Origin of the sequence: Azospirillum fermentarium (assembly GCF_025961205.1) — a bacterium.
Lineage (GTDB): Bacteria > Pseudomonadota > Alphaproteobacteria > Azospirillales > Azospirillaceae > Azospirillum > Azospirillum fermentarium.
Genome location: NZ_JAOQNH010000002.1, coordinates 830,805 through 853,232 on the forward strand (window position 1 = coordinate 830,805; position 22,428 = coordinate 853,232).

18 protein-coding genes and 1 tRNA gene are annotated in these 22,428 nt (G+C 68.8%); 7 read left to right on the forward strand and 12 right to left on the reverse strand.

What is annotated here, in order from left to right; all coding sequences use genetic code 11:
• Window positions 1-27 precede the first annotated feature (27 nt).
• The 5 genes from M2352_RS18560 to M2352_RS18580 form a co-directional block, all read right to left on the reverse strand.
• Window positions 28-103: transfer RNA gene (locus M2352_RS18560), tRNA-Glu, on the reverse strand.
• Between the two features lie 77 nt (window positions 104-180).
• Window positions 181-555 carry a response regulator gene (locus tag M2352_RS18565; protein ID WP_264665993.1) on the reverse strand — a complete coding sequence of 125 codons (375 nt, stop codon included), beginning with the start codon at window positions 553-555 and terminating at the stop codon, window positions 181-183.
• A gap of 6 nt (window positions 556-561) precedes the next feature.
• Window positions 562-3,246 (reverse strand): PAS domain S-box protein, encoded by a 2,685-nt coding sequence (locus tag M2352_RS18570; protein ID WP_264665994.1) that lies wholly within the window; start codon window positions 3,244-3,246, stop codon window positions 562-564.
• 85 nt (window positions 3,247-3,331) lie between these two features.
• Window positions 3,332-6,022, reverse strand: coding sequence for an aconitate hydratase AcnA (gene acnA, locus M2352_RS18575; RefSeq protein WP_264665995.1), 2,691 nt, complete (start codon window positions 6,020-6,022; stop codon window positions 3,332-3,334).
• Between the two features lie 133 nt (window positions 6,023-6,155).
• Complete coding sequence (locus tag M2352_RS18580; protein ID WP_264665996.1) at window positions 6,156-7,256, reverse strand: extracellular solute-binding protein; 1,101 nt, start codon at window positions 7,254-7,256, stop codon at window positions 6,156-6,158.
• 145 nt (window positions 7,257-7,401) lie between these two features.
• Between M2352_RS18580 and M2352_RS18585 the strand changes: the two genes are divergently transcribed.
• Window positions 7,402-9,456, forward strand: coding sequence for a sensor histidine kinase (locus tag M2352_RS18585; protein WP_264665997.1), 2,055 nt, complete (start codon window positions 7,402-7,404; stop codon window positions 9,454-9,456).
• 13 nt (window positions 9,457-9,469) lie between these two features.
• Here M2352_RS18585 and M2352_RS18590 read toward each other — a convergent pair whose 3' ends face one another.
• Both M2352_RS18590 and epmA read right to left on the reverse strand, forming a co-directional pair.
• Window positions 9,470-10,360, reverse strand: coding sequence for a 50S ribosomal protein L11 methyltransferase (locus M2352_RS18590; protein ID WP_264665998.1), 891 nt, complete (start codon window positions 10,358-10,360; stop codon window positions 9,470-9,472).
• Between the two features lie 118 nt (window positions 10,361-10,478).
• A complete protein-coding gene (epmA, locus tag M2352_RS18595) occupies window positions 10,479-11,549 on the reverse strand; it encodes an EF-P lysine aminoacylase EpmA (protein WP_264665999.1) in 1,071 nt (356 codons plus the stop codon).
• Window positions 11,550-11,732: 183 nt separating this feature from the next.
• Here epmA and efp point away from each other — a divergent pair, with 183 nt between their 5' ends.
• The 5 genes from efp to M2352_RS18620 all read left to right on the forward strand — a co-directional run bounded on the left by efp (window position 11,733) and on the right by M2352_RS18620 (window position 16,804).
• Complete coding sequence (gene efp / locus M2352_RS18600) at window positions 11,733-12,299, forward strand: elongation factor P (protein WP_264666000.1); 567 nt, start codon at window positions 11,733-11,735, stop codon at window positions 12,297-12,299.
• Between the two features lie 69 nt (window positions 12,300-12,368).
• Window positions 12,369-13,196 carry an inositol monophosphatase family protein gene (locus M2352_RS18605; RefSeq protein ID WP_264666001.1) on the forward strand — a complete coding sequence of 276 codons (828 nt, stop codon included), beginning with the start codon at window positions 12,369-12,371 and terminating at the stop codon, window positions 13,194-13,196.
• A 152-nt stretch (window positions 13,197-13,348) separates the two neighbouring features.
• Window positions 13,349-14,095: an OmpA family protein gene (locus tag M2352_RS18610; protein ID WP_264666002.1), complete on the forward strand. Its 747-nt coding sequence runs from the start codon at window positions 13,349-13,351 to the stop codon at window positions 14,093-14,095.
• A gap of 58 nt (window positions 14,096-14,153) precedes the next feature.
• Window positions 14,154-15,302: a flagellar motor protein MotA gene (locus M2352_RS18615; protein WP_264666003.1), complete on the forward strand. Its 1,149-nt coding sequence runs from the start codon at window positions 14,154-14,156 to the stop codon at window positions 15,300-15,302.
• A 41-nt stretch (window positions 15,303-15,343) separates the two neighbouring features.
• Window positions 15,344-16,804, forward strand: coding sequence for a peptidoglycan -binding protein (locus M2352_RS18620; protein ID WP_264666004.1), 1,461 nt, complete (start codon window positions 15,344-15,346; stop codon window positions 16,802-16,804).
• Here the strand turns inward: M2352_RS18620 and M2352_RS18625 are convergent.
• On the reverse strand, window positions 16,785-17,261 hold the full coding sequence (locus M2352_RS18625; protein ID WP_264666005.1) for a PaaI family thioesterase: 477 nt from the start codon (window positions 17,259-17,261) through the stop codon (window positions 16,785-16,787). The two genes, M2352_RS18620 and M2352_RS18625, sit on opposite strands and share 20 nt — an antisense overlap.
• Before the next feature lie 169 nt (window positions 17,262-17,430).
• Here M2352_RS18625 and M2352_RS18630 point away from each other — a divergent pair, with 169 nt between their 5' ends.
• Window positions 17,431-17,988, forward strand: a complete 558-nt coding sequence (locus M2352_RS18630) for a TetR/AcrR family transcriptional regulator (RefSeq protein WP_264666006.1) — start codon at window positions 17,431-17,433, stop codon at window positions 17,986-17,988.
• Between the two features lie 203 nt (window positions 17,989-18,191).
• On the opposite strand, the gene eno is transcribed toward M2352_RS18630, so the two are convergent.
• The 4 genes from eno to M2352_RS18650 form a co-directional block, all read right to left on the reverse strand.
• The gene (gene eno, locus M2352_RS18635) at window positions 18,192-19,469 is read right to left on the reverse strand and encodes a phosphopyruvate hydratase (protein ID WP_264666007.1); all 1,278 of its coding nucleotides are present in this window, start codon (window positions 19,467-19,469) and stop codon (window positions 18,192-18,194) included.
• A 92-nt stretch (window positions 19,470-19,561) separates the two neighbouring features.
• Window positions 19,562-20,467, reverse strand: coding sequence for an NAD(P)H-hydrate dehydratase (locus M2352_RS18640; RefSeq protein WP_264666008.1), 906 nt, complete (start codon window positions 20,465-20,467; stop codon window positions 19,562-19,564).
• A 13-nt stretch (window positions 20,468-20,480) separates the two neighbouring features.
• Window positions 20,481-21,245: a histidine phosphatase family protein gene (locus M2352_RS18645; RefSeq protein WP_264666009.1), complete on the reverse strand. Its 765-nt coding sequence runs from the start codon at window positions 21,243-21,245 to the stop codon at window positions 20,481-20,483.
• 75 nt (window positions 21,246-21,320) lie between these two features.
• Window positions 21,321-22,232, reverse strand: a complete 912-nt coding sequence (locus M2352_RS18650; RefSeq protein ID WP_264666010.1) for a diguanylate cyclase — start codon at window positions 22,230-22,232, stop codon at window positions 21,321-21,323.
• Window positions 22,233-22,428 lie beyond the last annotated feature (196 nt).

The window sequence follows — 22,428 nt, forward strand, 5'->3', positions numbered from 1 at the left end:
CCTGCCACGATGGGCAGGCGGCGAAATTGGCGTCCCCGACGGGATTCGAACCCGTGTCGCCGCCGTGAAAGGGCGGTGTCCTAGGCCTCTAGACGACGGGGACGTCGTTCGCTGCGGTGGGCGGTTTCTAGAAGATCATGCGGTACCGGTCAAGCACTTTTCTTCATAGGCCGAAGGAAATTATTCGGGGCCGTCCAGAACCTCCTGAACCGCCGCCAGCACCTCGGAGGGGGTGAAGGGCTTGCGCAGGGACCGGGCCGCGCCCAGTGCTTCGGCCACCGGAAGCACATCCAGGGATTCCCGCGCACCGCCGCCGGAAATGGCGATGATCCGGCTGCCGGGGCAGCCCCGCCGGATCTGCATGATGGTCGCCAGCCCTTCCTGCTGTGGCATGAAGATGTCGGTGATCACCAGATCCACGGGATTGTCCTGGACATACCGCACCCCTTCGGCACCGTCGGCGGCGCCGACCGCCTGATGGCCGCCACGGGCCAGGGTGCGGATCAGCAGGGTGCGGACCATATCGTCGTCATCAATAACCAGTATCGTCGCCATACGGCGTTACCCCTTTTCACTGTGACGGACAGAGAGCGATGCGCCGTCCTTGTCCCGGGCCCCCGGCTCTCCCCCCCGATTGGCGCTGCGCCGTGTCCCGATGATGCGGGCAACCAAGGCCATGAAGGCCGACGGGTCCGACGGGGCGATGGTAATCCCGGCGGCGGCCGCTTCGTTCCCGATGAGCGTCTTTTCCTGACACTCCTGGGCGTTGCACAGAATGATCGGGATATCCCCCGATGATGCGGCCAGGGACCGGGCCATGGTCAAGGTTTTCCAGCCGGCGCCCGGCGTTGCGGCGGGCAGGATCACGGCGGCGAAACGGTGGGGCGCCATGGCGAACAGCGCCCGCCCCCGCCGTTCGCTGCCGGTCGCGACCACCCGCAACCCTTGGCTGCGCAACAGGTGCGCGGCCAGAGCCCGCGCGCCTTCCGTCCCGCCGACCAGCAGCACCCGCGCCGCCCTGCCCCCGCCCCACGACAGGCCGGCATCGTAGAACGGCAGATACAGGCTGATGCTGGTGCCGAGTGCCGGGGAACTCACCACGTCGATCACCCCGCCGTGGCGTCCGGCGATGCCGTGGACGGCGGCCAGCCCCAGCCCGGTCCCCTTCCCCACCGGCTTGGTGGTGAAGAAGGGCTCGAACATGCGCTCCTGCACCGCCGCGGGAATGCCGCAGCCGCTGTCGGCCACCGTCAGGCAGATGTAGCGCCCCGGCTCCAGCGTGGCGCGGCTCAACGGCTGCGGCTGGCCCACCGACACATGGGTCATCGAGACGATGATGGTTCCGCCGTCACGGCGCGCTTCGCCGATGGCATCGGCGGCGTTCTTGCACAGGTTGAGCATCATCTGATGGATTTGGTTCGGTGCCGCCAGAACCGTCATCGGCCCGGCACCGCTGACGGTGCGCAGATGGATGGTGGACGGAATGGCGGCGGACGCCAGCTTCACCGCCTCTTCCACCGTGCGGCGCAGGTCGATGACCTGCATCTCCGCCATGTCCTGGCGGGAGAAGGTCAGCAACTGCCCCACCAGATCCTGCGCCCGCCGGGTGGCGTCGATGATCTGTTCCACATCCTCGCGCAGGTCGCTGCCGCCGGACAGCCGGTCCAGCACCAGATGGGCATAGCCGGTGATGACCAGCAGGATGTTGTTGAAATCGTGGGCGATGCCTCCGGCCAGCACCCCGACCGCCTGCATCTTCTGCGCCCGGCGGATGTGCTCTTCGGCCTGGTGGCGGTCGGTCACGTCTTCGGCCAGGCACAGCAGGTTGGCGATGGTGCCGTCACCCCCCCGCACGGGAAACGCGCGCAGCAGCACCCGCGCCGCCACGCCACCCGGTGTGCGCAGGGTCAGCTCGTCCTCCCACGTTTCGCCCGCCAGCACGGCGCGCCACAGCCGGACCGTCCCCTCCCAAGCGGGGGGCAGCAGGGCCGACAGGAAACCGTCCAGCCGCACCACCTCTTCCCGTGCCAGCCCGGTCATCTCCGCCGCACGGGGGTTGACATAGGACACCTGCCCGTGGGCATCGGCAATCACCACGCCCAGCCGGCTTTGGTCCAGGGCCTGGGACAGGACGCGCAGATGCTCCTGGTTGCGGCGGCGTTCGGTGACGTCGGTGATGCGGATCACCGCGCCGATCCGCTCGCCATCCCGCATCACCGGGGCGGACCGGATATCGGCGGCAAAGCTGGACCCGTCGTTCCGCCACACCGTCTCGTCCTGCAGGCTGCCGTTCAGACCGCCGGCCAGTCCCTGGGCCAGCCCGGTCAGCGGCTGCCCGATCAGATCGGCGGAGGAGCCATAGCCCAGCAGCCGGGCCGATGCCGGGTTGGCCAGGGTGCAGACACCCTCCCCATCCAGCCCGAGGATGCCGTCCCGCGTGGAATGGAGCAGCAGGCGGACCCGCTCCTCGCTCTCGCGCAGGGCGTCGCGGTCCTTGGCCGCGGCGGTGATGTCGTGAGACACGCCGATGATCCCCAGCACCTCGCCCGAGGGGCCGAAGAACGGCGTCTTCAGGGTTTCCAGCAGGATCACGCGCCCGTCGGCGGCGGTGACCCATTCCTCGAACCGGCGGGGCCGCCCTTCGGCCAGCATGGCGCGGTCGTGGGAACGGAAAAAGGCGGCAAGCTCGCGGTTGCCGGGCACCAGATCGTAATCGCTGCGCCCGACCACCCACGCCACGTCAACCCCGAAGCAGCCGGCGAAGGCCCGGTTGCACCCCATATAGATGCTGTTGTGATCCTTGATGAAAATCAGGTCGGGGATGGAATCCAGCAGCGCCCGGAACAGCGGGTCGCCCAAGGCCGGCTCCACCCCCTCGCCCGTGATGTCGAAGGCATGGCTGGCGCACGTCACCACCCCGCCGGCGTGGGAGGACAGGGTGGTGACCGTCTGCCACCAACGCTCCCGCCCCTGCCGGTCCAGGATGCGGTGATGGTGGTGGCACACCTGCCGGCGCCCGGCGGAGGCCGCCCCTTGAATCTCGGCCAGGAACCGCGCACGGTCGCCGGGGTGCAGCAGCGCGCCCATCCCGCCCCCCACCCCCACCAGCGCCGCGGCGGCGGGGGATGCGGCGGTGATGGGGCAGGCACGGCCATCCGCCACCCACTGCACCAGCAGCAGGGCATCGTCCGCCGCCATGCCGGGCAGGGCATCAGGCGGAAGGGTCGGCGTGAGGGCCTTGTGCAAAGCGGTCTGCTCCGGTCAGCGCATCCACCCTATCCTTGCCCCAAGCGCCGGCCCGCGTCCACCCTCGCGGGCAATATGGAATGCATTACGACGCCAAATTGCGAAGTACATAATTCAAAACACCGCCATGCCGGTAATATTCCAACTCGTCCAGTGTATCGATCCGACACAGCAGCGGCACCGTCCGGGTGGATCCGTCGGAGCGTGTCACGGTCAGGGTCACATCCTTGCGCGGGGTCAGTCCGGTTTCGATGCCGGTGATATCAAAGGTTTCCGTGCCGTCGAGACTCAGATCCGCGCGGGTCATGCCGTCCTTGAACTGCAGCGCCAGGATGCCCATGCCCACCAGATTGGACCTGTGGATGCGCTCGAAGCTTTCAGCGATGACGGCCCGCACGCCCAGCAGCCGCGTGCCCTTGGCCGCCCAGTCGCGCGACGATCCGGTGCCGTATTCCTTGCCGGCCACGATCACCAGCGGCACTCCCTCGTCCGCATAGCGCATGGCGGCGGTGTAAATGGGCAGTTGCTCGCCCGAAGGCACGTGGCGCGTCTCGCCCCCCTCCACCCCCGGCAACAGTTCGTTGCGGATGCGGATGTTGGCAAAGGTGCCGCGCATCATCACCTCGTGATTGCCGCGGCGGGAACCGTAGGAATTGAAATCCGCCACCCGCACCTGATGGGCCAGCAGGTATTCGCCTGCCGGGCTGGTCTTCTTGATCGAGCCGGCGGGGGAAATGTGGTCGGTGGTGATGGAGTCCCCCAGAAGCGCCAGCAACCGCGCCCCGTGCACGTCGCCGACCGCCCCCGGCACCTTCGGCATCCCTTCGAAGAAGGGCGGGCGCTTGACATAGGTGGAGGTGGCGTCCCAGGCATAGGCTTGGCCGCCCGCCGCGGCGATGGCCTGCCATTCCGGGGGCCCAAGAAACACGTCGGCATAGCGTCTGCGGAACATGGCGGGGCTCAGGGCGGCGTTGATGGCCGCCTGCACCTCGTGGCTGGTGGGCCAGATGTCCTTGAGATAGACCGGCTGGCCGTCGGAGCCGGTGCCCAGCGGGTCGCGGGTCAGGTCGGTCAGCATGGTTCCGGCCAGGGCATAGGCCACGCACAAGGGCGGGCTGGCCAGATAGTTGGCGCGGGTGTGGGGGTTGACGCGGCCTTCGAAATTGCGGTTGCCCGACAGCACGGCGGCGACCACCAGATCCCCGGCCTCCACCGCCGCGGCCACCGGCTCGGGCAGAGGGCCGGAATTGCCGATGCAGGTGGTGCAGCCGTAACCCACGATGTTGAACCCCAGCGTGTCCAGCGCGTCCTGCAGCCCCGCCTTGGCCAGATAGTCGGTGACCACCTGCGAGCCGGGGGCCAGAGAGGTCTTGACCCATGGGCGCGTCGTCAGCCCCTTCTCCACCGCCTTCTTCGCCACCAGCCCCGCGGCCACCAGCACCGCCGGATTGGATGTGTTGGTGCACGAGGTGATGGCGGCGATCACCACCGCCCCATGGGTCAGGCTGTAGCCCGTTCCCGCCACCGGCTCCGCGCGCTTGGGCTCGGCGGCCTTGAAGGTGCCGGTCAGGTCGGCGGCGAAGGACGATGCTGCGTCGGTCAGCGCCACCCGGTCCTGCGGCCGCTTCGGCCCGGCCAGCGACGGTTCCACCGTGCCCATGTCCAATTCCAGCGTGTCGGTGAACACCGGTTCGGGCGTCTCGGCGCCGCGCCACATGCCTTGGGCCTTGGCGTACGCCTCCACCAGCGCCACCCGTCCGGGATCGCGTCCGGTGAAGGCCAGATAGCGGATGGTCTCGGCGTCGATGGGGAAGATGCCGCAGGTGGCACCGTATTCCGGGGCCATGTTGCCGATGGTGGCGCGGTCGGGCAGCGTCAGGTGGTCCAGGCCGGGGCCGTAGAATTCCACGAACTTGCCCACCACCCCCTTTTTCCGCAGCATCTGGGTGACGGTCAGCACCAGATCGGTGGCGGTGGTGCCCTCCCGCAAGGTGCCGGTCAGCTTGAACCCGATCACCTCGGGGATCAGCATGGAGATGGGCTGGCCCAGCATGGCCGCTTCCGCCTCGATCCCGCCCACGCCCCAGCCCAGCACCGCCAGGCCGTTGACCATGGTGGTGTGGCTGTCGGTGCCCACCAGCGTGTCCGGGTAGGCGACCAGCCGGCCCGCCGGGTCGGTGTCGGTCCACACCACCTGGGCCAGATATTCGGTGTTGACCTGATGGCAGATGCCGGTGCCCGGCGGCACGACGCGGAAATTGTCGAACGCCCCCTGCCCCCACCGCAGGAAGGCATAGCGCTCGCCGTTGCGCTGGAACTCCAGGTCCACGTTGGCCTTGAACGCGCCGGCGGTGCCGAACTGGTCCACCATCACCGAGTGGTCGATCACCAGATCCACCGGCACCAGCGGGTTGATGCGCTGGGGATCGCCGCCCAGGTCCGCCATCGCCTCCCGCATCGCGGCCAGATCGCAGACGGCGGGCACGCCGGTGAAGTCCTGCATCAGCACACGGGCGGGGCGATAGGCGATTTCACGGTCCGACCGCCGGTCCACCAGCCACGCCGCCACCGCACGCACGTCGGCGGCGGTGACCGACCGCCCGTCCTCGAACCGCAGAAGGTTTTCCAGCAGCACCTTCATGGAAAACGGCAGGCGGGACACGTCGCCCAGCCCCGCGGCCTCCGCCGCCGTCAGGCTGAAATAATCGTAGGATGCGCCCCCCACCGTCAGCGAACGGCGGGTCTTCAGGCTGTCCTGGCCGGTGAACGTGGTCACGGAAACCCCCTCTCCTTGCCTTTTCCGGCCCGGCTTGGGGAGGCGTCGTGCCGTCAACCCAGACTGCGGACCCTGGCAAGAGATGTGGGGGCGGCTGCGTCCGGCTTCAAACGCAAAGCCCCTGCCCCGCGCGTCAGGGCTTGGGCAACGTCTTCTGCACGCCCTGGAGCACGGGATCCCAGATCTCCCCGTACAGCCCCAGTTGCTCGCTGTTGCAGGAGCGGAAGAAACGCACCTGCACATGGCTGGGCAGCACCACTTCGGGCGCGTCCAGCAGGTCGGGGTCCATCCAGGTGTCGGACCCGCGGATGGTGTTGGCGTAGCGGGAGAAATTGCTTTGCAGCGCGGCGTTTTCCGGCTGGAGCATGAAATTGATGAATTGCAGGGCCGCGGCCTTGTGGGGGGTGCCCTTCATCACCACCAGCGCGTCGGACCAGACGATGATCCCCTCCTTGGGATAGGCATAGCGGAGCGTGGGGCGGATGGCGCGGGCGCGCAGGGCATCGCCGTTCCACGCGACCGCCACCGCCACCCGCCCGCTGGTCAGGGTGTCGAGCACGGAACTGATGTCGTAGACCCGGCTCGGGTGCAGCAGCGGGCGCACCAGCCCCATGGCCCGGTCCAGCACCGCCCGGTCCGACGTGCATTGCGGCTGGCCCATGTAGAGCAGGGCCATGCGCAGCGTCTCTTCCGCCCCGATCAGGAACCCCACCTTGTCCTTCAACTCCGGCGGCGGGTCGAACAGCAGGCGATAGGTGTCGATGTCCCCCTGATACGCCGCCGTGTCCACCACGATGGAGGTGGTGCCCCAATGGAACGGCACGCTCCATTCGTTGCGGCGGTCATAGGGGGGCGACCGCCACCCGTCCAGCAGGTTGGCATAGCCGGGCAGTTCCTGCGCGTTGATCGGCTCCAGCACCCCGGACTGCGCCAGCAGGGGCACGTCGTAATCGGCGGGGTGGGCGATGTCGTAGCGCACCGGAGCGCCGGGCTTCAGCCGTTCCCGCAGTTCGCCCACGGTCATGAAGGTATCGACGATGAGCGTGTGGCCGGTCTCCCGCTCGAACTTCGCCACCACGTCGGGGGCGATGTAATCGGCCCAGGTGAGAAAGCGAAGCTCGTCCGCCGCCGCCGGCACGGCAAGCATGCCGAAGACCGCCAGGAGGACCGACACGCCGCGGCGCCACACCCGGCCGCCGGTTTCCTTTTCCGATCCCATCCCGCGCCCGGTCATGCCTGCGGTTCTCCATTGGCGAAGACGTTGTGCTCGGGCATCATGCCGGCCTTGGCGGGGATGGATCAACCATCTCATCAGGGTTCAGGGACGGGGTGCAACCGGAACGTGCCGGCGGGCAGCCGGCGGAAGGAAGGCGGAAACGGTGACGGACGGTCTGGGATTCCGGCGGCGCAGCGTGCGGGCGACGGTGGTCGCCGCGGCGTTCGCCGTGGCGGCGATGACCCTGGTGGCCGTGGGCATCAGCGCTTATTCCTACACCCGTATCGAACACCTGTTCGCCGTCGTGTCGCAGGAACAGGCCACCGCGCTCAATCAGGCGCTGCGGCTGGCGGAAACAACCAACCGCTATGCCGCCGGCAGCGGCGAGATCGAAGCGGCGCGCAACCAGATCCAGCGGCAGAACGCCGTGGTGTCGCTGGGACAGCATGCCTATGCCCTGGTCGATGCCCTGTCGGCCCTGCGCCGCATCCCCGCCACGGCCCCCCATGTGGAACCCATCGCCGGGATCGTCCGCGCGCTGGAGGAGAACGTCAGCCAGCGCAACCAGCTGGTGGAGCAGCGGATCGAGGTGGAGGGCAAGAACCGCCGCCTGCGCCAGTCCCTGGAACGGCTCCAGGCCGGACTCGACGTGTTCCTGGCCCGGCTGGACAACGCCGAGCACCGGGCGGTGTCCGATTCCCTGCGCTGGGATCTGGAATCCGCCGGGGACCGCATGATGCTGCGCCTTTACGACGCCGGCCAGATCGAACAGCACACCGCGCTGCAGGCGGCCCAGGCCAATTTCGACGCCGCCCGCATCCGGTTCGACGCCGCGGTCGCCGCCCTGCCCGCCGGCAGCCCGGAGCAGGCGGCGGCGGGGCGGCTGCTGGCCGAATTCACCGCCCTGGCCACCGGGCCGGACGGGCTGTTCCCCGTGCGCACCCGCCTGCTGGCCCTGCGTGCCGACAGCGAGCGCCGCACCCTCCAGGGGCGGGAGGTTGTGACCACCCTCAGCGTCGCCGTGTCCCGCGTGGTCGGGCTGGTGGAGCAGCAGGCCGAACAGACCAAGGCCGCGGTCGCCGCCCAGATCAGTGCGGCGCGGCACTGGCTGGTGGCGGTTGCCGCGGCCACCTTCCTGGGGCCGCTGGCGTTCGTGTGGCTGGTGGTGGGGCGCACGGTGGTGCGGCCCCTGGCCCAGCTTGCCGCCGCCACCCGCCGCATCGCCGACGGCGACCTGAACACCCCCATTCCCCCGGTCCGCCACAGCGAATTCCTGAAGATCGCCGGCGCGCTGGAAGTGTTCCGCACCAACACCGCCGCACTGGCGCAGCGCACCCACGCCCTGACCGCCAGCGAGGAGGCGCAGCGCCAGGCCCGCGAACAGGCCGAGCGCGCCCTGGCCGACCTGCGCGCCGCCCAGGAGCAGTTGATCCACAGCGAGAAGATGGCGGCGCTGGGCAGCGTGGTGGCCGGCGTGGCGCACGAGGTCAACACCCCCATCGGCATCACCCTGACCGGCGCCAGCCTGCTGACCGAAGAGGTGAAGACCATCATGGAGGCGCAGGCCCGCGGCGCGCTGAAACGGTCGGAATTCGAGAGCTTCATCGCCCGCTCCCAGGAAATCGCCGGGCTGATCCAGGGCAACATGGAGCGGGCCGCCAATCTGGTGCAGGCGTTCAAGCAGGTGGCCGCCGACCAGTCCAGCGAACGGCGGCGCGGCTTCGACCTGCGCGAAACCCTGTCGCAGACGATCATCAGCGTGAAGCCGAAATGCGACCGCGCCGGAGTCGCCATCGCCCTCGACTGCGCCGAGGGGCTGATCGCCGACAGCTACCCCGGCGCCCTGTCACAGGTGGTGACGATCCTGGTGATGAACTCCCTGGATCACGCCTTCAGCGGTGACGGCGGCGGCGGGCACATCGCCATCACCGTGGCCGAAAAGGACGGCGGGCAGGTCCGCATCGACTACCGCGACACCGGGCCCGGCATTCCGGCGGACGTACGGCGCCGGGTGTTCGAACCCTTCTTCACCACCCGCCGGGGCCAGGGCAACACCGGACTGGGCCTGCATCTGGCCTTCAACACGGTGCAGCAGAACCTCAAGGGGCACCTCTCGCTGGGGCCGGAGGGCGGCGAGGGGGGCGCCCATTTCATCCTGACGCTTCCCCTGGCCCTGCCGCTGGAAACGGCGGCGCCGGAGAAAAGCACGGCGGGGTGAGCCTCTTTCCCCCTTACCGCTTGCGCATGATCAGCGTGGTCCACTCGCCGACGGGAATGCGGGCGACCAGATGCAGGCCCTGGGTGCGGTGGGCCTGGATCACGTGGCGTTCCTGGCGGTTCAGCAGCCCGGACAGGATGGCGTAGCCGCCCGGCACCAGATTGCGGGCCAGCAGCGGCGCCATGCGGGCCAGCGGGCGGGCCAGGATGTTGGCGGTGATCAGGCGGTAGGGGCCGCGGCGGCGCACCACCGGGGTGTGATAGCCGTCGCCGCCCTCGCTCGCGATCAGCGGGGCCACGCCGTTCAGGTGGGCGTTTTCCAGGGTGACGCGCACCGCTTCCGGGTCGATATCGACGGCCACCACCGGCACCCGCCACGTCTTGGCCACCGCCAGCGCCAGGATGCCCGAGCCGCACCCCATGTCCAGGGCGCCCTGCCCCCGCCCGGTCCCCAGCCGCAGCACCCGCGACACCCGGTGCAGGGCCTGCAGGCAGCCGTTGGTCGAGCCGTGCTCGCCGGTGCCGAACGCCGTGGCGGCGTCCACCAGCAGCGGGATGCTGCCCGGCGGCACCGGGTCTTCCAGGTGGGAGCCGTGGACGAAATAGCGCCCGGCGCGGATCGGCGGGAACGCCTGATAGGTATAGGACACCCAGTCGATGGAGGGGATGTCCTCAACGATCACCTTGGGCTCCGGCACGCCGAGCGCCTGGGCCAGCAGCGCGACACGGGTTTCCAGCCGCGGCAGATCGGGGGGCGTGTGGGCGGTGGCCTCGATCAGCCAGGTCTCCCCCTCGTCCAGCTCGAAGGACGACACCGCGTCGGCGTGATCGCCCACCGCCTCGGCGAAAGCGGGGGTGTGAACCTCGGGAACGACAAGCGCGATGCGCCAGAACCGGACAGCCATGATCGAATATCTGCTTTTACGAAGGGGTTACGCGGTCAGAGCGCGACCTTACTCCAAACGGTGGAGCGGGCGGAAGGGATACGGACACAAAAATGCCCCATCCCGGCCCGAAGCCCGGTCATGCTGACACCGGCGCCACAGGTGCCCACAGCACGTCGGTGATGTCCGCCGCCCCGCTGCACAGCATCACCAGCCGGTCGAACCCCAGCGCGATGCCGGAGCAATCGGGCATTCCATGCTCCAATGCTGCCAGGAAATCCTCGTCCACCGGGAAGCGCTCGCCGTAGAGCCGTTCCTTCAGGTCCATGTCGGCGGCGAAGCGCGCCCGCTGCACCGCCGGGTCGGTCAGCTCGCCGAAGGCGTTCGCCAGCTCCAGCCCGCAGGCATACAGCTCGAATCGCTCGGCCAGCCGGCCATCCTCGGGCTTGGGCCGCGACAGGGCCGCCATACACAGGGGATAGTCGGTCAGCACGCACGGCACGCCCTGGCCCAGATGCGGCTCGATCCGTTCGAACAGCACGCGGAACACGATGTCCTCCCACCGGTCGCCGGTGTGGGGTGGGATGCCCGCCGCCGCCGCCGCCGCCGCCAGCGGGGCCGGGTCAGGCTCGTGGGTGCCGTCGCAGCAGGCCATCAGGTCGATGCCGGCGTATTCGTGAAAGGCGTCCGGCACGGTCAGGATGCGCCAGGGGGCGAAGGGGTCGCAGTCCATGCCGTTGAAGGCGAACCGCGCCATCCCGGCGGCGGATGCGGCGGCGCGCACCAGATCCCGGCAATCGTCGATCAGTTGCCGGTACCCCTCCCCCGCCCGGTACCATTCCAGCATGGAGAATTCCGGGTGGTGGGTGGCCGACCGCTCGCCGTTGCGGAAGGCGTGGGTCAGCTGGTAGATGCGCGGCTCCCCCGCCACCAGCAGCTTCTTCATGGCGAATTCGGGGGAGGTGTGGAGGTAGAGCCGCCGCCGCTCCCCCGGATAGGGGCCGGCAAGGTCGGTGGCGAAGGCGTTCAGGTGCGGCTCCATCCCCGGCGACACCTGCAGCGCCGGGGTGTCCACCTCGGCGAATCCGGCGCCGTCGAAGAAGCGGCGCACCGCCCCCAGCACGCGCCCCCGCACCGCCAGATGGGGCCGGCGGCGGGCGAAAACGTCGGGATGCCAGAACGGCGGGCGGGATAGGGGCGGATGCGGCATGGACAAACCCCACGCAATGGGTATTTTAGGCGGCTCATAGGTATGGACACGCCGGCCGCCGCCGGTCAACGCAGCGCCTGACATGGGGGGCCATAGCCGCCATGACGGGCACGGCGTTGCAGGCGCGTGGGCAAGCTGCTAGGGTCCGCGCCGCCTGTCTCTTGGAAAAACGGGAAAGTCCCCATGAAGGTCAATGCCAACACGATGCGCGCCGGCCATGTGCTGGAGCACAACGGTAAGCTCTACGTCGTCCAGAAAACCGCCATCGTGCAGCCCGGCAAGGGCGGCGCCTTCATCCAGATCGAGGCGAAGGACATCCGTTCGGGCACCAAGATCATCGAGCGTTTCCGCACCCAGGAAACCGTCGAGCGCGCCCGCCTGGACGAACATGAAATGACCTTCCTGTTCGCCGACGGCGACGCCTATACCTTCATGGACAAGGAATCGTTCGAACAGGTCACGATTTCCAAGGACATCATCGGCGACCAGGCCGTGTTCCTGCAGGACGGCATGGAAGTGACCGTGCAGACCCACGAAGGCAGCCCGCTGGGCGTGGAACTGCCGGCCAAGGTCACCCTGCTGATCACCGAAGCCGACCCGGTGGTGAAGGGGCAGACCGCCTCCTCCTCCTACAAGCCGGCCAAGCTGGAAAACGGCGTGTCGATCCTGGTGCCGCCCCACGTCGAAGCCGGCACCCGCGTGGTGGTGGACACGGCGTCGGGCGAATACATCGAACGCGCCAAGGATTGATTCCCGCGCATGGGCGGCGCGTTCCGCGCGCCGCCCTTCTCAGTGCCCGTTATCAGGATCGTCTCATCCATGGCTACCCGTTCCGCCCTCCTCAACGTCATGACCCGCGCCGCTGAAAAGGCGGGCCGCGCGCTGGTCCGCGATTTCGGCGAGGTCGAAAACCTCCAGGTGTCCCGCAAGGGCCCCAGCGATTTCGTCTCCAACGCCGACCACAAGGCCGAAAAGATCCTCCGCGAGGAACTGTCGAAGGCCCGCCCCGAGTTCGGTTTCCTTCTGGAAGAAGGCGGCAAGGTCGAGGGCAAGGATGTCACCACCCGCTGGATCATCGATCCGCTGGACGGCACCACCAATTTCCTGCACGGCCTGCCCCATTGGGCGGTGTCCATCGCGCTGGAAAAGAACGGCGAGATCGTGGCCGGCGTCATTTACGAGCCGGTGCACGACGAGATGTTCTGGGCGGAAAAGGGCCAGGGCGCGTTCCTGAACCATCAGCGCATGCGCGTGTCCGAACGCCGCCGGCTGGACGATTCCCTGGTCGCCACCGGCGTGCCTTTCAAGGGCCGCGGCGACCACAAGGGCTTCCTGGCCGAGATGGAAACGGTGATGGCCGAGGTGGCGGGCATCCGCCGGTTCGGCGCCGCCTCGCTCGACCTCGCCTATGTGGCCGCGGGCCGGTACGAGGGCTTCTGGGAGCGTGGGCTGTCGCCGTGGGATTGCGCCGCGGGTGTGCTGCTGGTGACGGAAGCCGGCGGTTTCGTCGGCGAGATCGGCGGCGGCCGCAACCCGGTCTATGGCGGGTCGATCCTGGCCGCCAACGCCCATCTGCACCTGACGCTCGGCAAGCTTCTGCGCGTGTCGGACAAGCAGAAGGCGGGTGCGGAGCGCAAACCCGCCTGATTTTCCGCCCGAATGGGGGATCCATCCCCATCCGGGCGGCGCCGTCGGGCGGGATGGGCGTTGTCGCTACACCGTCCGATAGGCTATTCATGGTGCAGGGGCATCCCATGTAAGGGGGAAACGCGCTGTTGACGAAGGGGTGTTTCATTCGCATGGGCGGCTTTCCCACAGCCTTGCTGGCCGCCGTGACCGTGGCTGGGCTGAGCGCCCCGGCTCTGGCCCAGGTGCGGATCACGGTGGACAAGCATCAGCCGGCCGCCGCCGCTCCGGCGGCACCGCCCGTGCATGACAAGCTGACGCTGGAAAACGCATCCCCCCTGCCGGTTCCCCCGGCCCCCCGTCTGGCGACACCCAAACCCGTGCCGGCCCCGCGCCGGTTCGTGGCGCCCGAACCGCTGGAACCGCCCTCGGTTCCGGTGATTGCGGAAGAGAGCCCGGTCAACCCGCCCGCCGCCCCCCGCGGGGCGCCGGAACCGGCCCCGGCTCCCAACCGCCCGGCCCCCATTCCTCCGCCCCCGTCCGCCGCTCCGCCGCCTCCGCCTGCGGTGGCGGCCGTGCCGGCGCCGCCGCCGGCCCTGCCGCCGAAGCCCGCCAGCCTGTCGGTGGTCTTCGACGCCATCGACCCGGCGATTTCCCCGGCGGCCGACGCGGTCCTGACCGACGTGGCCCAGCGGATGAACGCCAGCCCGGCCATGCGGCTGCAGCTGCGCTCCTACGCCTCCGGCACGCCGGACACGGCACGGGAAGCACGGCAGCGGTCGCTGACGCGGGCGATTGCGGTGCGGGAACGGCTGTCGGCGCTGGGTGTGCGCAGCATGCGGGTCGATATCCGCGCGTTGGGCAACACCGCAGAGGACGGCCCCGATGACCGCATCGACCTGGAGTTCCTTAACGAGTGAGCCGGCGGCCCGCCAGCCGAGCCCCCTTCAGCCGAGCCTATGGGAGGCCCGTGTTCACATGACCCGCCCCGAGCGGTACCTGACCCGGATGATCCTGTTCCTGCTGGTGGTCGCGGGGGTGGCGGCGCTGCTGTTCCCGGCCCTGGAACACGCCTTCATGAACAACCCGGCGCTGAACGGGCTGATCCTGGGCGCGCTGACGGTGGGCATCATCTACATCTTCCGCCAGGTGGTGATGCTGCGGCCCGAGGTGGCTTGGCTGAAGCATTTCCAGGCGAACCAGGGACACACCGCCGGCCAGGGCGCCCCCGCCGACCCGGTGCTGCTGGCCCCCATGGCCCGCATGCTGGGGGAAAAGAAGGGACGGCTGATGCTGTCGGCCCTGTCCATGCGCTCGCTGCTGGACGGCATCGCGGCCCGGCTGGACGAATCCCGCGAACTGTCGCGCTATCTGATCGGGCTGCTGATCTTCCTCGGGCTGCTCGGCACCTTCTGGGGGCTGCTGACCACGGTGCAGTCGGTGGGGGCGGTCATCGGCACCCTGTCGGTGACCGGCGGCGACGTGGGCCAGATGTTCGCCGAGCTGAAGGCCGGGCTGGAAACCCCGCTGGTGGGCATGGGCACGGCCTTTTCCTCGTCCCTCTTCGGGCTGGCGGGGTCGCTGGTGCTGGGCTTTCTGGAGCTTCAGGCGGGCCAGGCGCAGAACCGCTTCTTCCAGGACGTGGAGGATTGGCTGTCGGGGGCCACGCGGCTGTCGTCGGGGGCCACCGGGTTCGAGACGGGGGACCAGTCGGTGCCGGCCTATGTCCAGGCGCTGCTGGAGACCACCGCGGAGAACATGGAGACGCTGCAGCGCACCGTCGCGGCGGCGGAGGACAGCCGGCGGTCGTCCAACAGCAATCTGGTGGCCCTGACCGAACGGCTGTCAGCCCTGACCGACCAGATGCGGGCGGAACAGGGGCTGCTGGTCAAGCTGGCGGAAAATCAGGTGGAGATGCGCCACGCGCTGACCCGGCTGATGGAAGGCAACATCGGCGGGCTGGACGAGAACTCGCGCCAGCACCTGCGCAACATCGACGTCTATCTGGCACGGCTGGTGGAGGAATCGGTCACGGGGCGCAATCAGGCCGTGCATGAGATCCGCACCGAGATCAAGGTGCTGACCCGCACCATCGCCGCCCTGGCCGACGAGCCGGAAGCCCGCTGACCCCGTTCCCCTTTCACCTTGCCTGACAGGAGCGCCACCCCATGGCATCCCTCAGCCGGCGCAACAGCCGTTCCGATGTCAGCGCGTGGCCCGGCTGGGTCGATGCGCTGTCGTCGCTGGTGATGGTGGTCATCTTCCTGCTGATGATCTTCGTGGTGGCGCAATTCTACCTCGCCACCGCCATCACCGGGCGCGACGAGCAGCTTCACGTTCTGAACGGCAAGGTTGCCGAACTGAACGAGATCCTGGCCATGCAGAAGCAGGCCAACACCGAACTGGGGGCGGCCAACGCACAGTTGACCCGCCAGTTGGCCGAGTCGGCCGACGCCCGCGACGCCCTGGATCGCCGGCTGACCGTGGCCACCGCCGATCTGGAAGCGGCGCGCAAGGCGGCGGAGGAGCTGAACCGCACGGTCACCGCCGACCGTGAGACCATCGAACGGAAACTGAAGGAAATCGCCAGCCTGCAGGCCGACCTCAAGGCCCTGCGCGATGCCCGCCAGTCGCTGGAGGGACAGGTGGCGGAACTGGTGGCCGCCCGCCGCCTGCTGGAAGACCAGCAGAAGGACCAGGAAAAGACGTTGCAGGAACAGGCCGGCACCCTGGCGGCCACCCGCAGGCAGGCGGACGAGCAGCAACGCACCCTGCAGGCCCAGCTCGACGGCCTGACCGCCGCCCGGAAGCTGAGCGAGGAGCAGCGTCAGGCGCTGCTGGCCGAACTGGGCAATCTGCGCGACCGCTCCAAGGCGCTGGAAGCCCAGGTGGCCGACGCCAGGGACAAGACCATGCTGGCGCAGAAGGAGATTGACGCCCGCGACATCCGGCTGGCCGATCTGGAAAAGGCACTGGCCGGGGAAAAGACGGCCGGGCAGCAGGGGGCGGCGCAAATCGACCTGCTGAATCAGCAGATCGCCCTGCTGCGCAAACAGTTGGCGGAGATCGGTGCCGTGCTGGAGGCCTCGGAAAGGCAGGCCGCCGAACAGAAGGTGCAGATCGCCGAACTGGGCGCCCGGCTCAATCAGGCACTGGCCAGCAAGGTGCAGGAGTTGGCCCGCTACCGCTCCGAATTCTTCGGACGGGTGCGGGAGGCGCTGGGCAATCGCCCCGACGTCCGCATCGTCGGCGACCGTTTCGTGTTCCAGTCGGAACTGCTGTTCCCCACCGCGTCGGCCAGTCTGGAGGAAGGCGGCAAACAGCGGCTGGCGCAACTGGCCCGCACCCTGATCGACATCGGCAAGTCGATCCCCGGCGACATCAACTGGGTGCTGCGGGTGGACGGGCACACCGACCAGCGGCCCATCAGCACCCCGCAGTTCCCGTCCAACTGGGAATTGTCGGCGGCGCGCGCCATCGCCGTGGTGAAATACCTGAGCGAACAGGGCATCCCGGCGGAACGGCTGGCCGCCGCCGGCTTCGGCGAGTTCCAGCCGCTCGACCCCGGCCGCACCGACGAGGCGCTGGCCCGCAACCGCCGCATCGAGATCAAGCTGGACCAGCGCTGAGGGCGGGCGCGTCGGAGGTGTCGGCCAGACACATCATGGTGGCCTGCATCAGGGCGACGGCCCGTTCACTGCCGTCGTCGGCCACCGCCGCCACCTCCGACCGCACCACCGACAAGGTGCGGCCCGGCTTTTCCACCACCGCGCGGGCAACGAACCGTTTGCCCGCCGCCGGGGCCAGCAGGTTCAGCTTGTATTCCACCGTCAGCACCGACGACCCCGCCGGCATCAGGCTGTAGGCGGCATACCCCGCCGCCGAATCGGCCAGCGCCGTCGTCGCCCCGGCGTGGACATAGCCGTGCTGCTGGCACAGGTCGGGACGGAAACCCATGGACAGCACGCATTCCCCCGGCCCCACCCGGTCCATGGTGATGCCCAGCGTGTCCATGAAGCGCTGGCGGGCGAAGCTGGCGCGCACCCGCTGTTCAAAATCGGGGTCTTTGGCGGCAAAAGCGGCCATGGGCCTTCCTCCGGTGTGGTTTTTCGCGATGAATCGCTTGTCCATTGGCCGGCGCATCCGCTAAACGACAAGCGGGTTGCCCCGGATCAGTACGGGAGCGTATGGTAAGGGTCGGCCGCCGTCAATACGCAGCCGTATGCCACAACCGGGACGAAAGGCCGAAGCGACGATGGATGTGCGAGTCAGCCGCGGTGATTGGATCGAAGAGGCGCTGAACACCCTGGCCGAGGCCGGCGTGGACGGCGTGAAGGTCGAACCCCTGGCCCGCCGTCTGAACGTGACCAAGGGCGGCTTCTACTGGCATTTCAAGGACCGCCCCGACCTGTTGGCGGCCATGCTGGACACCTGGAAGACTGGCCGCATCGAGGCGCTGCACCGGCAGGTGCAGGCCGCCGGCCCGCTGGCCCGCGACCGCATCGCCCGGTTGATCCGCATCTACGTCTCGACCGTGAATCCCAAGGGCATCGCCATCGAACTGGCCATCCGCGACTGGGCGCGGCGCGACCCGGCGGCGTCTGCCGCCGCGGCGGAGGTGGACGCCGAGCGTCTGTCCCTGACCACCCGGCTTTACCGCGAACTGGGCCTGGACGACTCCACGGCCAGCGCCCAGGCGTTCCTGATGTACAGCTTCCTGTTCGGCCAGGGCCTGCTGGTCATCAACGCCACCGAGGAGGAGCGCGCCGCCCTGGTGGACCGCTGCATCGCCATCCTGGTGCCGCAGGGGTAAGGGGCGAAAGCCCTCTTCACGGGCTATAGCGCTTCAATCATCGTCATTCCCGCGGAAGCGGGAATCCAGTGTGAGCCGCATCAGCGGCGATATGATTCTTCGCCATCATCGGTAAAACAGCACCCTGATGAAAACGAAAGGGGCCGGGGATCGCCAACCGATCCCCGGCCCCTTTTCATCTCACGCCGAAGCGTCCGGGGTCATCAGACCTTCAGGATGCTCTTGCCGGCGAAGCGGGCGGCCACACCAAGCTGTTCTTCGATGCGGATGAGCTGGTTGTACTTGGCCAGACGGTCCGAACGGCTGAGCGAGCCGGTCTTGATCTGGCCGCAGTTGGTGGCCACCGCCAGATCGGCGATGGTGCTGTCCTCGGTCTCGCCCGAACGGTGCGACAGGACGGCGGTGTAATTGGCCTTGTGGGCCATGTCCACGGCCTGCAGCGTCTCGGTCAGGGTGCCGATCTGGTTGACCTTCACCAGGATGGAGTTGCCCACACCCTTCTTGATGCCATCGGCCAGACGGGCGGGGTTGGTGACGAACAGGTCATCGCCGACAAGCTGCACCTTCTTGCCCAGCAGGTCGGTCAGACCCTTCCAGCCGGCCCAGTCGTCCTCCGACATGCCGTCTTCGATGGACACGATCGGGTAGCGCGCCACCAGATCTTCCCAGTAACGGGCCATGCCTTCGCTGTCCAGCGACTTGCCTTCGCCGGCCAACTCGTACTTGCCGTTCTTGTAGAACTCGGTGGAGGCGGCGTCGAGCGCCAGCACCACGTCGTCGCCGGGGGTGTAGCCGGCGGCTTCCACCGCCTTCATGATGAAGCTCAGGGCTTCGTCCGCCGACGCCAGGTTGGGAGCGAAGCCGCCCTCGTCACCCACGTTGGTGTTGTGGCCGGCGTCCTTCAGCTTCTTCTTCAGGGCCTGGAAGATTTCCGAGCCCATGCGGATCGAATCGGCGCAGGTGTCGGCGCCGACCGGCATGATCATGAATTCCTGGATGTCGATGGGGTTGTCGGCGTGCGCGCCGCCGTTGATGATGTTCATCATCGGCACCGGCAGCAGCGACGCGAAGGCTCCGCCGACATAGCGGTACAGCGGCAGCCCGGCTTCCAGCGCCTGGGCCTTGGCAACGGCCATGCTGACGCCCAGGATGGCGTTGGCGCCCAGACGCGACTTGTTGGGCGTGCCGTCCAGTTCCAGCATCGCCAGATCGACGGCGCACTGGTTGTCGCTGTCCAGGCCCAGCAGGGCGTCGGCGATTTCGCCGTTGACGGAATCGACCGCCTTCAGCACGCCCTTGCCGCCGAAGCGGGACTTGTCGCCGTCGCGCAGTTCGACCGCCTCGTGGGCGCCGGTGGAGGCCCCCGACGGCACCGCCGCACGGCCCATGACGCCGCTGTCCAGGGTCACATCGACCTCGACGGTCGGGTTGCCGCGGCTATCGAGGATCTCGCGGGCGTGAATATCGGTGATGGCGCTCATGGTGGCTTTCCTCCGCATGGGGCTTGCGCGGGGGACTTGATAGCCCCCGCGTCCACGGCTTTCAAGGGGGCGCGGCGCAGGATAAGCGTGATCTATGCCGAAAGATCGGGCAAAATCATTGCCGCCGGTATTTCCGCGAGCAGTTCGCGGGCCAGAAAGCCCAGCGGCCCCCGGCTGCGCGCCAGGCGGTTGCCCGCCTCCCCATGCAGCCACACCGCCCACATGGCAGCATTCAGGGGCGTGGCGCCACGGGCCAGCAGCCCGGCGGCGATGCCGGCCAGCGTGTCCCCCGACCCGCCGGTGGCCAGCCCCACCGTCCCTTCCCGATAGGACCAGCATTCCCCCTGCGGCGTCACCACGTGGGTGGTGGCGCCCTTCATCGCCACCACCGCCTGGAACCGCGCCGCCGCCCGCCGTGCGGCGTCCAGCGGATCGGCCTCCACCGCCGCGCGGGGGCAGCCCAGCAGGCCGGCCATCTCGCCCGCGTGCGGGGTCAGCACCACCCGGCCCCGGTGGCGGTGCAGCCACGGGGCATCCGCCCCATCGCCGTGCAGGGCGGTCAGCGCCGCCGCGTCCAGCACGATGCACGGCCCCGGCGCCACCCGGTCCAGCACCCCGGCGGTCAGGGCGGCCACGCACGGCCCGTCCATCATGCCGGGGCCGATCAGCAGCGCCGAACAGCGGGCGGTCCGGTCGCCCAGCATGTCCGCCGCCGTCTCGGCGATGTCGCCCTGTTCGGTTTCGGGAAGCCCGGCCACCAGCGCCTCGGGCACCGCCAGCCCCAGGGGAACAGCCACGCTGCGCGGCACCGCCATCTGCAGCTTGCCCGCCCCGGCCCGCAACGCCGCGGTGCCGGCCAGCAGCACCCCGCCCGGCACCGCCGTGCAGCCCCCCACCACCAGAACCCGGCCCCGTTGTTCCTTGTCACCGTCCTCCCCCGGCTGCGGCAGGGGATGGCGGCGCAGGCTGCCGGCGGTGATGACCCGTTCCTCGCCCATGATTCCCTCCCCCTCAGCGGGCCGCCACGGGGGCGTCGGGTTCGGCGGTGACCGGGGTGCCGGCCTGTGCCACCGGGGCCGTCATGTTGTAGCGCACCAGCCCCAGCCCGCCGTTCGGCCCCAACGCGGGATCGAAGGCGTATTCGGTGACCGAACAGTTCGCCACGTCCCCCGCCGCGTCGATGGTCAGGATCTCATCCTCGGTCAGGTTTTCCAGAAGATAGCGCAGGCACAGCACCACCACCTGATGGGTGACGATCAACACCCGCCGCCCGCTGTAATGCAGGCTGATGGTGTCCAGCGCGCTGCGCAGGCGCAAGATCACGTCGCACCAGCTCTCACCCCCCGGCGGGCGGTGGTAGAACTTGCCGAGAATCCGGCGGAATTCCGCCTGTTCCGGGTGCTGGGCCGTGATCCCGTGACGGGTCAGCCCGTCGAGGATGCCGAATTCCTTTTCCCGCAGCCGCTCGTCGGTGACGAATCCGTCCCTGGCCGGTTCCACCCCGCCGCCGTCCCGGATCAGGTCCGCCGTGCGGCGGGCGCGGCGGTACGGCGACACCAGCACCACATCGGGGCACCGGTCCGCACCCAGCCCGGCGAACCAGCGGGCCAGCGCCTGCGACTGCTCCTCCCCCAGCGGGCTGAGGGGGACGTCCACGTCCCGTTCGGCAATGTCGATGCGGGCCAGCCCGGCGGACAGCGCCGCGTCCCGCGCCACGTTGCCCGCACTTTCCCCATGCCGCACGATCCACAGCCGTTCCGGCCACCGCTGCCCCATGCCCATCCTCCGCCATCGCCGCCGACAGCGTTATCAACGGCGGGAGGGGGGAAAGATCACGCAGGATCCGGGGAATCAGGCCGTCTGGACCTCCGCCGGAACGGCGTCCTGGGTCACCACCCGGTTGCGCCCGCCGCGCTTGGCGCGGTACAGCGCCTCGTCCGCGCGGGCCAGGACGCTGTCGATGCCGTGGTCGTCCGCCCCCAGCCACGCCACGCCGATGCTGACGGTGTAGTTGAACGGCTTCACCCCCGCCGGGGCCACCGCCGTCACCGCCATGGACCGCCGCAGCCGTTCGGCCACCACCAGCGCGCCGTCACGGGCGGTATCGGGCAGCATCACCGCGAACTCCTCGCCCCCCAGCCGGCCCAGCACGTCGCAGCCGCGCACGATCTGGCGGGTGGTGCGCACGTTGGTGCGGATGGCCTCGTCGCCGGCCGGATGGCCGAAGGTGTCGTTGATCTGCTTGAAATGGTCGATGTCGAGCATCAGCACGCTGAGCGGGCGCCCGGCCCGGCGGCTGCGCGCCACCTCGTCGTTGGCGCATTCCAGGAAATGGCGGCGGTTCAGCGCCCCGGTCAGCCCGTCGGTGGTCGCCAGCCGCACCAGCTCCTGCTGCATCTGCACCACCCGCGACGCCGCCAGCAGCCGGGCGTTCAGCCAGGGGAAGTCGATGGGCTTGCGCAGGAATTCATCCGCCCCGTTCTCCACCACCTCCAGGAACTGGTTGGTGATGCTGCCGGGCAGCATGAGCATCAGATAGAGGTGGCGCGTGCCCTGGCTGGAGCGCAGATGCCAGCAGATTTCCACCCCGTCCATGTCGCCGGCCCGGTAATCGACCAGCACCACGTCGAAGGATTCCATCTGCACCCGTTCCAGCGCTTCCCGTCCGGTTTCGACGGAAACCGCCTTATGCCCCCATTCGATGAGCTGGTTGCAGAGAACCTTGCGGTTCATCCGCGAATCATCGACCACCAGGATGCGCATGCCGGTCCCCCGTCCGCCGGACGTCGTTAAGGTGGCTTAACCGTAACGCGCCGATCATGATTTCCGTTGAATTAACACGCAATCGCTGTTGCGGCCAATGGGCCGTAACCCAAAGGCTGCAAAAACAACAACCACAATGATCTTGCGGGCTTTTGTGAACAAAAAATCGTCAATTCTTGATCCTGTCCCTCCCCCA

Bases quoted from the DNA above. Each gene is read 5' to 3' on its own strand.
- M2352_RS18625 (WP_264666005.1), bottom strand. From the start codon at position 17,261: ATGGCCGCTTTTGCCGCCAAAGACCCCGATTTTGAACAGCGGGTGCGC.
- eno (WP_264666007.1), bottom strand. From the start codon at position 19,469: ATGAGCGCCATCACCGATATTCACGCCCGCGAGATCCTCGATAGCCGC.
- M2352_RS18565 (WP_264665993.1), bottom strand. From the start codon at position 555: ATGGCGACGATACTGGTTATTGATGACGACGATATGGTCCGCACCCTG.
- epmA (WP_264665999.1), bottom strand. From the start codon at position 11,549: ATGCCGCATCCGCCCCTATCCCGCCCGCCGTTCTGGCATCCCGACGTT.
- M2352_RS18650 (WP_264666010.1), bottom strand. From the start codon at position 22,232: ATGCGCATCCTGGTGGTCGATGATTCGCGGATGAACCGCAAGGTTCTC.
- efp (WP_264666000.1), top strand. From the start codon at position 11,733: ATGAAGGTCAATGCCAACACGATGCGCGCCGGCCATGTGCTGGAGCAC.
- M2352_RS18590 (WP_264665998.1), bottom strand. From the start codon at position 10,360: ATGGCTGTCCGGTTCTGGCGCATCGCGCTTGTCGTTCCCGAGGTTCAC.
- M2352_RS18615 (WP_264666003.1), top strand. From the start codon at position 14,154: ATGACCCGCCCCGAGCGGTACCTGACCCGGATGATCCTGTTCCTGCTG.
- M2352_RS18645 (WP_264666009.1), bottom strand. From the start codon at position 21,245: ATGGGGCAGCGGTGGCCGGAACGGCTGTGGATCGTGCGGCATGGGGAA.
- M2352_RS18610 (WP_264666002.1), top strand. From the start codon at position 13,349: ATGGGCGGCTTTCCCACAGCCTTGCTGGCCGCCGTGACCGTGGCTGGG.
- M2352_RS18580 (WP_264665996.1), bottom strand. From the start codon at position 7,256: ATGACCGGGCGCGGGATGGGATCGGAAAAGGAAACCGGCGGCCGGGTG.
- M2352_RS18620 (WP_264666004.1), top strand. From the start codon at position 15,344: ATGGCATCCCTCAGCCGGCGCAACAGCCGTTCCGATGTCAGCGCGTGG.
- M2352_RS18605 (WP_264666001.1), top strand. From the start codon at position 12,369: ATGGCTACCCGTTCCGCCCTCCTCAACGTCATGACCCGCGCCGCTGAA.
- M2352_RS18640 (WP_264666008.1), bottom strand. From the start codon at position 20,467: ATGGGCGAGGAACGGGTCATCACCGCCGGCAGCCTGCGCCGCCATCCC.
- M2352_RS18630 (WP_264666006.1), top strand. From the start codon at position 17,431: ATGGATGTGCGAGTCAGCCGCGGTGATTGGATCGAAGAGGCGCTGAAC.